Raw genomic sequence first — 12,149 nt, 5'->3', positions numbered from 1 at the left:
CCACCACAACACCCACCAATCACTCAGGTGTTGCAACGACCCCTTGAACCCGCCCGGCCCGGACCCGCCATATGTGAGCGGGTGTTTAGCCCGAGAAGAAGTCGGAGAGCTCGGCGATGAGCTTGTCCGGTGCGCGGATCACTCCGTCGTGGCCGTGACCGGGCAGGATGGTGTAGCTCGATCCGGACAGGACGTCGTGGATCTGGCCACACGCCACACCGAAGTAGGCGGGGCTTTTCTCCCCGACCACAATGAGCGTCTCCAGCGGAAGCTCAAGGAACGGCTCTGCGGGCATGTCCGCGGCAATGACTGCCTTGATCTCACGCACGCCGGCCTGCATGAGCTCGCGCATCTGCTTGCCCATGGGAGTGCCCGACGTCAGCTTGGTGACAAGTGTCAGCATGGAGAGCGGCATCCGCGCGAAGGCGCCCTCCGTTTCGACGCCCTTCACGAGCACAGCGAGCCCGCGGTCAAAGTCTCCGGCCGCCGTCGCGCGCTCGTATTCGCTCGTCCACTCGGCCTTCACGCTGTGGTTGACGGAGACTGCGGGGTCGTAGACCGCAAGGCGTTCCACCGGCAGCGTGCGTGCCGCATGCAGGGCCACTGCGCCTCCGAAGCTGTGGCCGAAGACGTCGGTGCTGGTCGTGTGCTTCATGACTTCGGAAAGATCCCGGATGTCGACGTCGAGGGTGTAGTCCTCGGGCTGGGGCGATGATTCACCACGGCCGCGGCGGTTGAAAGTGTGGACCGGGCGGCCAAGGGCAGCACTCAGTTTCTGGGCAAACTTGGAGTAGTCCGCGGCGGTCACCATGGAGGCGGGCACGACGACGACGCCTGAGCCGCCAGCGGCAAGCTCACCGCCCGTCGTGAACAGCTCGAGGGTTCCGCCGTCGGCCGTTGTGATGTTCTCGCGCGTCATGCTTCGAGCCTAACCGAGCCGCAGGGTTCCGTCAGTCCTTGAAATAGCTGGAAAGGTCCATGACAAGTTCCTTGACCGCGGCTGGAATGGATCCGTGGAAGCCTTTTGGCGATACCACCAGCGTGCTTCCGGGGACAGCTGCGTACAGCCGCTCTGCAGTGGTCTTGTAGTATTCGGGGCTTTTGCTGCCCACCATGAACCGTGTGCTTCGGGGGAGTACGGAGAAGTCCCGGGGGCGCGCAGATTCGTCGTAGGCGGCTTTGAGTTCGGCCACGCCGGTTGGCATGAGTCCCCTGAGGACCTTGTTGACCTTCGTGTGTGAAACGAGGGCCATGAGTCCTGCCAGGATGGGCTCGGGGATTCGCGCCAAGGCGGTGCCAGGCTGCATGCCCCTTTTCATCCTTGCCATGGCACGCCCCACATTTCCGCTATCCACGGATTGGGCAAAGCCGTCCAGCCAGCCCGTGTCCACGCTCCCGTCGATGTTCACGGCGGCGTCGTACACAGCAAGTTTGTCCGGCTCGTAGCTTGTTCCCGCAAACTCTTGAACGGCGTTCAGTGCCACCGATCCGCCAAGGCTGTGGCCAAGGAGGTTCCTGGCCCCTGTGGCGTCCATGATGCTGCGGACGTCCGCAATCTCCGTGGCCATGGAGTAGTTTGCGGGTAGTTCCGTCGAGCTGCCGCGACCCCTGCGGTCGTAGACATCGACCGCCCAGCCCTCGCCGAGTCCGTTGGATAGCGCCATGGAAAAAGGCCGGTAGATGAGCGCGGTCAGGAATGCGCCGCCAATGAGCACCACGCGGCGCTCTCCCGGGGCGTCCACCGTGCCGTAACTGTACAAGGCAAGCTTGCCGCCGTCGGGCGTCGGGACCTCACGTTCTCTCACCGCTTCATCCTAGGGGGACGGGGCCTTCGCCGTCCCTTGGGCCAGGTAGCGGGCAATTCTCACGGCGAGCTGCTTCCCCGGCCGGAGGGGACCCTCATGGAACTGCAGTGGGACTACCGAGAAGTCGACCAACGGAATGGCAGCCGCAAGCTGCCGGCCTGTTTCGGCAAAGTACGCCGGACTCCACCCCCCACTGAGCATCAGGGTTGGCGTCTTCAACTCCGCATAGTCTTGGATATGCGAGTCGGCGTCGATGATCGCGCGCATCTCCAGCACCGCCGTCGGCAGCAGTTCCCTCATCTCGGATCCCAACCTCGTCTTGGCCGAGAGGATGCTGATTACCCGCAGCGCCCCGAGCGGCAGATAGGAAATCGGGCCCGCCGTGCCCAGCCCCTGGACCAAATGCGCCCATGCGTTGTCGAGCTGACCCGCGGTGACGGCCTCTTCCAATTGTGGCCGCCAGCGCCCGTTCAAGTTGCCGGAGAGGGAAACCGCGGCGTCGTAGGTGACGAGGCGGGAAATGGGTGCGCGCAGCGCCGCCTGAAGCGCGACGAATCCGCCATAGCTGTGCCCGACAACGTCGGTGGACCCGCTCGCCTCCATTACGGAAAGCAAATCGCTGGTCTCCGTCGCGGCGGAGTAGTCGGGCGGCTGCGGGGCCGATCGGCCGCGGCCGCGGCGGTTGTAGGAATGCACCGGCCGGCCAAGCAGGACACTCAGGTTCCGGGCGAATGGCCAGTAAAGGGAATCGGTCACCAAGGTGCCGTGAACAAGCACGACGCCGGGCTCCTCCGCAGCGTTTGAAGCGCCGGGAATGGACGCCTCGGCCACCGGCCGGAAGGAGTGCACCTCAAGGTGGCCGCCGTCGTCGTCCGTTTCAACTGTCCATGTCTCCACAGCCCGAGTCTATGTTGCTGCAGGGGCGGGAGGGGAAGATAGGGAACTCTAAGGAATCCCCGGTAAACTTGTGGATTGTGACTTCCGCAAACACCCCATCCCCGCACACCGCCGAGCCCGCCGACGCCAGCGAGCAGATGCGCATCCGCATGGAAAAGCGCAGCAAGCTGATTGAGCGCGGCGCCGAGGCCTACCCGGTGGGTGTTGAGCGGACACATTCCCTTGCCGAGATCCGCGAGAAGTACGCCCATCTCCAGGCTGACGAAACCACCGGCGACATCGTGGGCATCACTGGCCGCGTCGTGTTCGTCCGCAACACTGGCAAGCTCTGCTTCGCCACCCTCCAGGAGGGCGGTGTAGACGGGAAGGGCGTGCGCCTGCAGGCGATGCTCAGCCTGGCGAACGTCGGCGAGGAAACCCTCGCCGACTGGAAAGCGCTGGTAGACCTCGGAGACCACATATTCATCAAAGGCGAAGTCATTTCCTCCAGGCGTGGCGAGCTGTCCGTCATGGCCGACTCCTGGTCCATGGCCTCCAAGGCTTTGCGCCCGCTGCCTGTGCTGCACGCCGAACTGAATGAGGAAACCCGTGTCAGGCAGCGCTATGTGGACCTCATGGTCCGCGACGAAGCCCGGGAAATGGTCTACACCCGCGCAGCGATTACCCGCTCGATTCGCGACACCTTGGACCGACGCGGCTATGTGGAGGTGGAGACCCCCATCCTGCAGCTCGTCCACGGTGGTGCCACGGCCCGCCCGTTCGAGACCCACATGAATGCCTTCGACCAGAAGATGACGCTGCGTATCGCCACCGAGCTCTTCCTTAAGCGCGCCGTGGTGGGCGGAATCGACCGCGTCTACGACATGGGCCGCGTCTTCCGCAACGAAGGCGTCGACTCCACGCACAGCCCCGAATTCACCACGTTGGAATGCTACGAGGCGTGGGCGGATCAGTTCGTTATGGCCGAGCGCATGAAGGAAATCATCCTGAACGTCGCCGACGTCGTGGGCACCCGCACCATCCAGACTGACGCCGGCGAGATCGACCTCGACGGCGAATGGGCCTGGGTTGCCGTCTACCCGGGCCTCTCCGAGGCGATCGGCGAAGAGATCACTCCGGACACCACGGTGGCGGAACTGCAGGCGATTGCCGCCAAGCACGAGGTCAAGGTGGATCCCAAGTGGGACGCCGAAAAGCTTGTGGTAGAACTGTTCGGCGAGATCGTCGAACCCACCCTGCTCAACCCGACTTTTGTCTACGACTACCCTCCCTCCGCGCAGCCCCTTGCCCGCCCGCATCGGGAGGACGGCCGCCTGATCGAGGCCTGGGACCTCATCATTGGCGGCATGGAACGCGGCACGGCGTTCTCCGAGCTGATCGACCCCGTCATCCAGCGCGAACGCCTTACGGAGCAGTCGCGTCGTTCGGCCGCCGGCGATGTCGAGGCCATGCATCTGGATGAAGACTTCCTGCGCGCCCTTGAGTACGGTGCTCCGCCCATGGGCGGGATCGGCCTAGGCATCGACCGCTTGGTCATGCTGTTCACCGGAGCAGGCATCCGGGAAACCATCCTGTTCCCACTCCTCAAGCCCGAAGGGCACTGACCATGGAATACATTGCCGTTCTTGCACCGTCCGTCGTTGTCGGACTTCTCTTTTGGTTTGCCATGAAGGCCATCTTCAACGCGGACAAATCAGAGCGCCAAGCAGAAGCCCGCGCCCAGGAAGAAGCCGGATTCGGAATTGCCAAGCCGGCTGACGGCTCAAAGCCTGCCAAATAGCTCTTTCTCGGGGACCCACCCGAAGATTTAATAGCGTCTTTGAAGATGCCTTTGGCGGAGCCTTTGACTGAGTCTTTGCCGGAGCCTTTGACGGGGTGCCCTGCGCTGGACGATAATCTTTAATTAGTAGTCTAGCTATTCTGCATATCCGACCCCTCCAAAAGAGAGTCTTTTCATGGCACAGAAAGTCAAAATTATCCTCGTTGACGACCTGGATGAGGGCTCTGCGGATGAAACTGTCCGCTTTGGCCTTGATGGAGTCAGTTACGAAATGGACCTGTCCAGTGCCAACGCTGCGAAGCTGCGGGACGCTCTTGGGCCATTTGTAGCTAAGGCGCGCAAGACATCGACCGGTCGTGCAACGCGTAGCCGCGTTGCCGCAGGGAGAAACCAGGACTCCGCACAGATCCGTCAATGGGCGCGCGAGAACGGTTATACCGTAAACAGCCGTGGCCGCATTCAGGCCGAAATTCAGGAAGCCTACCAGAAGGCCAATTCCTGACACCAAGTATCAATACCCCGGCCCTGCGGCCGGGGTATTGTCATTTAACTGCCTGCCCGGTTCGCCGGGATAACGATGTCGTTTGGCGGTGAGCCTCCACTATTCCTCGGAAGGCTTGGAGCCGACTGGCCATATCCGGTAGACAGTCACCACGTTTGCAGGGAGGAACGACGGCGGCCGGCCGGCTCGTGGGGGTGTCGGCGGAAGCGCAGGCGTGATCGTGGAGGCCCTGGATTCGGTCTCGTCCGTGATCCCGAGGTCCACGGACGTGTTGAGTGAACCTATTCCCAGTGCGGCCATGTTTCCCCTGTGGCGAACACGCCCCAAAATTCCAGCGTTGCCACGTAGCATCAAAGTACGTCGTAGCTAGGAGTGTGGCGAAATGTTTGAGAGATTTACGGACCGTGCCCGTCGCGTTGTTGTGCTTGCCCAAGAAGAGGCACGCATGCTCAACCACAACTACATCGGTACCGAGCACATCCTCTTGGGTCTGATCCACGAGGGTGAAGGCGTTGCCGCCAAGGCGCTTGAGTCCCTGAGCATTTCGCTCGATGGCGTCCGCGAGCAGGTACAGGAGATCATCGGCCAGGGCCAGCAAGCCCCGTCCGGTCACATCCCCTTCACCCCGCGCGCCAAGAAGGTGCTTGAGCTTTCGCTCCGCGAAGCCCTGCAGCTCGGCCACAACTACATCGGTACCGAGCACATCCTGCTCGGCCTCATCCGCGAGGGTGAAGGCGTTGCCGCGCAGGTCCTTGTCAAGCTCGGCGCCGACCTCAACCGCGTCCGCCAGCAGGTCATCCAGCTGCTTTCCGGCTACCAGGGCAAGGAAACTGCGGGTCCAGGCTCAGGCCCGGGCCAACAGGAAGGCACCCCGGCCGGTTCGGTGGTGCTGGACCAGTTCGGCCGCAACCTTACCCAGGCTGCGCGGGAAAACAAGCTTGATCCTGTGATCGGCCGCGAGCTGGAGATGGAACGCGTCATGCAGGTCCTCTCCCGCCGGACCAAGAACAACCCCGTGCTGATCGGCGAGCCGGGCGTCGGCAAGACCGCCGTCGTCGAGGGCCTCGCCCAGGCGATTGTCCGCGGCGACGTGCCCGAGACCATCAAGGACAAGCAGCTCTACACGCTCGACCTCGGTTCCCTTGTGGCCGGTTCCCGGTACCGCGGTGACTTTGAAGAGCGCCTGAAGAAGGTCCTGAAGGAAATCCGGACCCGCGGCGACATCATCCTCTTCATCGACGAGATCCACACGCTCGTGGGTGCCGGCGCTGCAGAGGGTGCCATCGATGCCGCGTCCATCCTCAAGCCGATGCTTGCCCGTGGTGAACTCCAGACCATTGGGGCCACCACCCTGGATGAGTACCGCAAGCACATTGAGAAGGACGCCGCGTTGGAGCGCCGTTTCCAGCCGATCCAGGTCAAGGAGCCTTCCGTCGCGCACGCGATCGAGATCCTCAAGGGCCTGCGTGACCGTTACGAGGCGCACCACAGGGTGACCATCACCGACGGTGCCCTTGCCTCTGCTGCAACGCTGGCCGAACGCTACATCTCGGACCGCTTCCTGCCGGACAAGGCGATCGACCTGATCGACGAAGCAGGTGCACGGCTTCGCATCCGCCGCATGACGGCTCCACCGGAGCTCAAGGCCATGGATGAGCGCATCGCCGAAGTGAAGATGGAGAAGGAATCCGCCATCGACGCCCAGGACTTCGAAGGTGCGGCCTCGCTGCGCGACAAGGAGCAGAAGCTCATTGCCGAGCGTGCCGAGAAGGAACGCAACTGGAAGTCCGGCGGCATGGACGATATTTCCGAGGTAGACGAGGAGCTGATTGCCGAAGTTCTCGCGAACTCCACCGGCATCCCGGTCTTCAAACTCACCGAGGAAGAATCCAGCCGTCTGCTCAAGATGGAAGACGAGCTGCACAAGCGCGTCGTCGGCCAGGACGAGGCCATCCGTGCCCTCTCCCAGGCGATCCGTCGCACACGTGCAGGCCTGAAGGACCCCAAGCGTCCCGGTGGCTCCTTCATCTTCGCCGGCCCCACCGGCGTCGGCAAGACCGAGCTCGCCAAGGCCCTGGCGGAATTCCTGTTCGGTGAAGAGGATGCCCTCATCACGCTGGATATGTCCGAGTACTCCGAGAAGCACACGGTGTCGCGTCTCTTCGGTGCCCCTCCGGGCTACGTCGGCTACGAAGAAGGCGGGCAGCTGACCGAGAAGGTCCGCCGTCGTCCGTTCTCCGTGGTGCTGTTCGACGAAGTGGAGAAGGCCCACGCCGATCTCTTCAACTCGCTGCTGCAGATCCTGGAAGACGGCCGCCTGACCGACTCCCAAGGCCGCGTGGTGGACTTCAAGAACACGGTGATCATCATGACCACCAACCTGGGCACCCGCGACATCTCCAAGAGCGTGGCAACCGGGTTCCAGTCCGGCACGGACACCACCACCGGTTACAACCGGATGCGGGCACGGGTCACCGAAGAGCTCAAGCAGCACTTCCGCCCCGAGTTCCTCAACCGTGTTGACGACGTCGTGGTGTTCCCGCAGCTCACGCAGGACGAGATCATCGAGATCGTGGACCTGTTCGTCACGCGCCTCGAGGGCCGCCTCAAGGACAAGGACATGGGCATCGAGCTCACTACGGCCGCCAAGGTCCTCCTGGCGACCCGGGGCTACGATCCCGCCATGGGTGCCCGGCCGCTGCGCCGTACCATCCAGCGCGAGATCGAGGACCAGCTCTCCGAGAAGATCCTCTTCGGCGAGCTCCACCCCGGTGACATCGTGGTGGTCGACGTGGACGGCGAAGGTGACGACGCCAAGTTCACCTTTGCCGGCAACGCGAAGCCGCGCATCCCGGAAATCGCTCCGAGCGCCTAGGTTCCGGTTCCGCCAAGTTCCGAGTCAAAGGCCCCGCCCGCTCCCGAAAGGAGAGGGCGGGGCTTTTGCGTTCCCCAGGTTCGTAATATCTGAAATAAGTGTTTCATTTTCAGTGAATCTTTTGTGATCTGGGGCACATTGCGTGTTGAATCAGAGCATGGATTCGAATGCCCCAGAGACCCCGAGCACACAACCCGAGACTCCTTTCCACGATCTCGACCACTACCTGGCCATCCCCCGGGTCGGCGGCCTGGCTCTCAGCACGGACGGAAGCCGCCTGGTCACTACGGTTTCCACCCTCAACGCCAAGGGCACTGAGTACGTCACTGCCCTTTGGGAGCTTGATCCTGCGGGAAGGAAGCACGCCCGCCGCATCACACGCAGCGCCACGGGAGAAACCGGCGCGGTGTTTGCTGCCAACGGCGACCTCTACTTCACCTCAGCCCGGCCCGATCCGGACAGCCCCGAAGCGGATCCCGTGAGTGCGTTGTGGCTCCTGCCTGCCGGCGGCGGTGAGGCCCGGGTGGTGCACTCCCGCGCGGGCGGAGTCGGGGGCGTCATGACGGCGTCAGCCGCGGATGCAACTTTCGTGACGGCCTCGGTCCTTGCCGGTTCCACCGATGAGGAAAATGACGAGGAGCGGCGCAAGAGCCGCAAGGACAACAAGGTAGCGGCCATTCTGCATACCGGCTACCCGGTCCGTTACTGGGACGCGGATCTGGGGCCGGCCCAGCCCAGGCTGTTCGCCGTGGAAAACGGAGATACGGCTGAGTCCGGCAAACCCGCGACCGTGGATGCTACCGCACCACTGAAACTGCGCAATCTGACGCCCGACGTCGGCGGCAACCTCCGCAACACCCACGCGGTGGTCAGCCCGGACGGCAAGACGCTCTATACGAGCATCGCCAAGCCCCTCGCGAAGGCTGACACGCGATTTGTGCTCGCTGCCGTCGATGTCGCTTCCGGCTCGATCAAGGTGCTCCTTGACCATGAGGGAATGAGCTATTTTCCGGGCCCGGTCAGCCCTGACAGCAAGAGGCTCTCGGTAGTCAGCGAAAGCGACAGTACCCCCGGACAGGCACCCCAGGTCAAACTCCACCTCTTGAACGCCGGGGCGGGAGAACCCCTTGACCTCGAGCCCCTAGCGCCTGCTTGGGACCGCTGGGGCAGCCCCGCGGCCTGGCTTCCGGACGGGCGCTCGCTCCTTGTCACAGCCGACGACGACGGCGCCAGGCCGGTCTTCCGGGTCGCCGTCGCGGATGGTTCGGTCACTCGGGTGACACCGGATGCGGCCGCGTACACCGACGTCGTGGTTTCCCCGGACGGACTGAGTGCGTTTGCGCTGCGCAGCTCGTATGAATTCCCGGCGGAAGCGGTCCGGATCGAGCTCGCCTCGGGCGACGTCGAGCGGCTCCCCGCGCCCGCTGATCGCCCCAGGACCAAAGGCTCGTTGGAACGGGTGGAGACGAGCGCTGCTGATGGGTCGAGGGTTCCGGCTTACCTCGCGCTCCCGGAAGGCGCGTCCGAGGCGAACCCGGCGCCCCTGCTGTTGTGGATCCACGGCGGGCCGTTGGGCTCGTGGAATGCCTGGACCTGGCGATGGAATCCATGGCTGCTCGTGTCGAAGGGGTATGCCGTGCTTCTGCCGGACCCGGCACTGTCCACGGGGTACGGCCAGCAATTCATCCAGCGCGGCTGGGGCGAATGGGGCAAGGCGCCGTTTACGGACCTCATGTCCATCACCGACGCAGTGGTCCAGCGGTCCGACATTGACCAGACGCGGACAGCCGCCATGGGCGGGTCATTCGGCGGGTATATGGCCAACTGGATCGCCGGGCAAACGGACCGTTTCAAGGCGATCGTGACGCATGCCAGTTTGTGGGCCATGGACCAGTTCGGGCCCACTACGGACGCTTCGCAGTATTGGCTCAAGGAAATGACCGCAGAGATGGCACTGGACAACTCGCCCCATCTCCATGTCGCGAAAATCAAAACCCCCATGCTGGTGATCCACGGTGACAAGGACTATCGGGTGCCGATCGGCGAGGGCCTGAGGCTTTGGTACGAACTTCTTTCCAGTTCCGGGCTGCCCGCCGATGAGAACGGTGAGACCCAGCACCGCTTCCTGTACTTCCCTGACGAGAACCATTGGATCCTGCAGCCTCAGCACGCCAAGGTCTGGTACGGCGTCGTGGAGCACTTCCTGGCCAAGCAGGTACTTGGACGGGAGGTTCCTGTTCCTGAGGACCTGGGGCTTTAGGCGCCTTTCGCCTCGTAAGATTGGGGCTGTGACTTCGACGTTCAGTATCCGCCCTGCCCGCACCGGCGATGTTTCCGCGATCAAAAGGCTTGTAGCGCCTCTGGCAGAGCAGCGAATCCTGATGGCCAAAGAGACCGTGGCCTACTACGAGAGCCTTCAGGAGTTCCGGATTGCCGAATCGTCCGACGGCGAGGTGATCGGTTGCGGCGCCTTGCACGTCATGTGGGAGGATCTGGCCGAGGTGCGCACTTTGGCGGCGGACGACAATTGGCGGGGCAAGGGCGTGGGTCACGTCCTTGTCCAGCAACTCCTGGAGGACGCTCGGGCGTTGGGCGTTGCGCGGGTCTTCTGCCTCACGTTCGAAGTGGACTTCTTCAAGCGCCACGGATTCGAAGTCATGGCAGACCAGACCGCCGTCGACCCCCAGGTCTATTCGGAATTGCTGCGTTCCCATGACGAAGGCGTGGCCGAGTTCCTCGATCTGGCCCGAGTGAAGCCCAATACCCTGGGCAATACCCGCATGATCAAGGTCCTTTAGCTCCGGTTTCTTCTCCTCGTCCCTGGATGTGCTGGTCCACAAGTCTTTACGTATATCAACTTGATGGATAAACTATTCAAGGCTCGGTTGCGGCGAGCCAACCATACTGTGGAGGCGAGAAATGAAGTACCACGTTATGTTTCCGGACTTTTCAGGTTTCCAGATTGAGCTGCCGCGTCCTGGCTCCACGCCGGAGTCGCGCAAGCGGGGAACGGGGGGTTGCATGCGGTCCGCGTGCACGGATCTCTGGCCCGACTCGATGGCCAAGGACTCAACAGCCCAGGACTTCAGCATCGGTCGTTTGACGGTGGGCGGGCCGCCGCACTGACCAGGTGCATACCGGAAGGTTTTTCAGCAGGGACAGCCATTGGGGGCTGTCCCTGCTGCGTTTCCGGTTCCGGACTTTCCACATACGGACCGTTCCCCTACCGTGCCCGGGGCGCTGGTAGTAGGGTCAAATCACCTACCAGCAACGCCCCAGGAGCGCGCCATGAAAAAGCTCATCAACGATCCCCGCTCGGTGGTGGACGAGTCTGTCGAGGGTTTCGGCATGGCCCATGCCGATCTCGTGGACGTCCATACGGACCCCATCTTCGTCGTTCGAAAAGGAGCGCCCGTAGCCGGCAAAGTGGCGCTTGTGTCGGGAGGGGGGAGCGGCCATGAGCCGCTTCACGCCGGCTTTGTGGGGCACGGAATGCTCGACGCCGCCGTGCCGGGTGCCGTCTTCACCTCGCCCACGCCTGACCAGATCATTCCGGCCACCGCGGCAGTCGATTCAGGTGCCGGCGTCATACACATCGTGAAGAACTACACCGGTGACGTGCTGAACTTCGAGACCGCGGCAGAGATGGCCCAAGCTGAAGGAATCAGCGTCCGCTCGGTTCTCGTCAACGACGACGTCGCTGTGGAGGATTCGCTGTATACGGCAGGCCGTCGCGGCGTAGGTGGCACCGTGCTGGTCGAAAAGATTGCCGGCGCCGCGGCCGAGCGTGGGGATTCCCTGGAGGCTGTCGCGGGCGTAGCGGAAGGAGTTGTCCGCAACGTGCGCACGATGGGCGTTGCCTTGTCCGGCTGCACCGTGCCGCATGCCGGGGTACCCAGCTTCGAGCTTGCTGACGACGAAATCGAAATCGGCATAGGCATTCACGGTGAACCTGGCAGGCACCGGATCGCCATGGAGGGCGCCGACGCCATCACCAGCCGCCTATTGGACCCGGTCCTGGAGGACCTCGGCATTAAGGCCGGTGAAGAAGTGCTGCTCTTCGTCAACGGCATGGGTGGTACGCCCCTCAGTGAGCTGTACATTGTCTACCGCCGGGCGGCCCAGATCCTCGCTGAAAGAGGAGCCAAAGTGGAACGCTCACTGGTGGGCAACTACGTCACATCGCTTGAGATGCAGGGCTGCTCCATCTCGGTGCTGCGGCTCGATGACGAACTGACCACACTCTGGGACGCGCCCGTCCATACTCCAGCACTCCGTTGGGGGATGTGA

11 protein-coding genes are annotated in these 12,149 nt (G+C 63.1%); 7 read left to right on the top strand and 4 right to left on the bottom strand.

What is annotated here, in order from left to right; all coding sequences use genetic code 11:
* Positions 1-85 precede the first annotated feature (85 nt).
* Genes QRN59_RS00820 through QRN59_RS00810 form a run of 3 tightly spaced genes read right to left on the bottom strand, consistent with a single transcriptional unit; the run spans position 86 to position 2,702 of the window.
* Positions 86-919, bottom strand: a complete 834-nt coding sequence (locus tag QRN59_RS00820; protein WP_284980643.1) for an alpha/beta fold hydrolase — start codon at positions 917-919, stop codon at positions 86-88.
* A 31-nt stretch (positions 920-950) separates the two neighbouring features.
* On the bottom strand, positions 951-1,805 hold the full coding sequence (locus tag QRN59_RS00815) for an alpha/beta fold hydrolase (RefSeq protein WP_284980642.1): 855 nt from the start codon (positions 1,803-1,805) through the stop codon (positions 951-953).
* Positions 1,806-1,814: 9 nt separating this feature from the next.
* Positions 1,815-2,702: an alpha/beta fold hydrolase gene (locus tag QRN59_RS00810; RefSeq protein WP_284980641.1), complete on the bottom strand. Its 888-nt coding sequence runs from the start codon at positions 2,700-2,702 to the stop codon at positions 1,815-1,817.
* A 77-nt stretch (positions 2,703-2,779) separates the two neighbouring features.
* Here QRN59_RS00810 and lysS point away from each other — a divergent pair, with 77 nt between their 5' ends.
* The 3 genes from lysS to QRN59_RS00795 all read left to right on the top strand — a co-directional run bounded on the left by lysS (position 2,780) and on the right by QRN59_RS00795 (position 4,984).
* Positions 2,780-4,306, top strand: a complete 1,527-nt coding sequence (lysS, locus tag QRN59_RS00805; RefSeq protein WP_284980639.1) for a lysine--tRNA ligase — start codon at positions 2,780-2,782, stop codon at positions 4,304-4,306.
* Positions 4,307-4,308: 2 nt separating this feature from the next.
* Complete coding sequence (locus QRN59_RS00800) at positions 4,309-4,482, top strand: hypothetical protein (protein ID WP_284980638.1); 174 nt, start codon at positions 4,309-4,311, stop codon at positions 4,480-4,482.
* A 175-nt stretch (positions 4,483-4,657) separates the two neighbouring features.
* On the top strand, positions 4,658-4,984 hold the full coding sequence (locus QRN59_RS00795) for a histone-like nucleoid-structuring protein Lsr2 (RefSeq protein ID WP_059390281.1): 327 nt from the start codon (positions 4,658-4,660) through the stop codon (positions 4,982-4,984).
* Between the two features lie 99 nt (positions 4,985-5,083).
* Here QRN59_RS00795 and QRN59_RS00790 read toward each other — a convergent pair whose 3' ends face one another.
* Complete coding sequence (locus QRN59_RS00790; RefSeq protein WP_284980637.1) at positions 5,084-5,284, bottom strand: hypothetical protein; 201 nt, start codon at positions 5,282-5,284, stop codon at positions 5,084-5,086.
* A gap of 82 nt (positions 5,285-5,366) precedes the next feature.
* On the opposite strand from QRN59_RS00790, the gene QRN59_RS00785 reads away from it, so the two are divergent.
* The 4 genes from QRN59_RS00785 to dhaK all read left to right on the top strand — a co-directional run bounded on the left by QRN59_RS00785 (position 5,367) and on the right by dhaK (position 12,149).
* Positions 5,367-7,859 (top strand): ATP-dependent Clp protease ATP-binding subunit, encoded by a 2,493-nt coding sequence (locus QRN59_RS00785; protein ID WP_284980636.1) that lies wholly within the window; start codon positions 5,367-5,369, stop codon positions 7,857-7,859.
* 157 nt (positions 7,860-8,016) lie between these two features.
* On the top strand, positions 8,017-10,119 hold the full coding sequence (locus tag QRN59_RS00780; RefSeq protein ID WP_284980635.1) for a S9 family peptidase: 2,103 nt from the start codon (positions 8,017-8,019) through the stop codon (positions 10,117-10,119).
* Positions 10,120-10,147: 28 nt separating this feature from the next.
* On the top strand, positions 10,148-10,657 hold the full coding sequence (locus tag QRN59_RS00775) for an amino-acid N-acetyltransferase (RefSeq protein WP_284980634.1): 510 nt from the start codon (positions 10,148-10,150) through the stop codon (positions 10,655-10,657).
* Positions 10,658-11,147: 490 nt separating this feature from the next.
* Complete coding sequence (gene dhaK, locus QRN59_RS00770; RefSeq protein ID WP_284980633.1) at positions 11,148-12,149, top strand: dihydroxyacetone kinase subunit DhaK; 1,002 nt, start codon at positions 11,148-11,150, stop codon at positions 12,147-12,149.

Source organism: Arthrobacter sp. efr-133-TYG-118 (genome assembly GCF_030209755.1).
Lineage (GTDB): Bacteria > Actinomycetota > Actinomycetes > Actinomycetales > Micrococcaceae > Arthrobacter.
Note: the sequence above shows the minus strand (reverse complement) of the source record. Positions and strands in the feature narration are given on the sequence as shown.

Excerpts from the sequence above, each read along its gene's own strand:
- QRN59_RS00820 (WP_284980643.1), bottom strand. The coding sequence starts at position 919 with ATGACGCGCGAGAACATCACAACGGCCGACGGCGGAACCCTCGAGCTG.
- QRN59_RS00800 (WP_284980638.1), top strand. The coding sequence starts at position 4,309 with ATGGAATACATTGCCGTTCTTGCACCGTCCGTCGTTGTCGGACTTCTC.
- dhaK (WP_284980633.1), top strand. The coding sequence starts at position 11,148 with ATGAAAAAGCTCATCAACGATCCCCGCTCGGTGGTGGACGAGTCTGTC.
- QRN59_RS00790 (WP_284980637.1), bottom strand. The coding sequence starts at position 5,284 with ATGGCCGCACTGGGAATAGGTTCACTCAACACGTCCGTGGACCTCGGG.
- QRN59_RS00785 (WP_284980636.1), top strand. The coding sequence starts at position 5,367 with ATGTTTGAGAGATTTACGGACCGTGCCCGTCGCGTTGTTGTGCTTGCC.
- QRN59_RS00795 (WP_059390281.1), top strand. The coding sequence starts at position 4,658 with ATGGCACAGAAAGTCAAAATTATCCTCGTTGACGACCTGGATGAGGGC.
- QRN59_RS00780 (WP_284980635.1), top strand. The coding sequence starts at position 8,017 with ATGGATTCGAATGCCCCAGAGACCCCGAGCACACAACCCGAGACTCCT.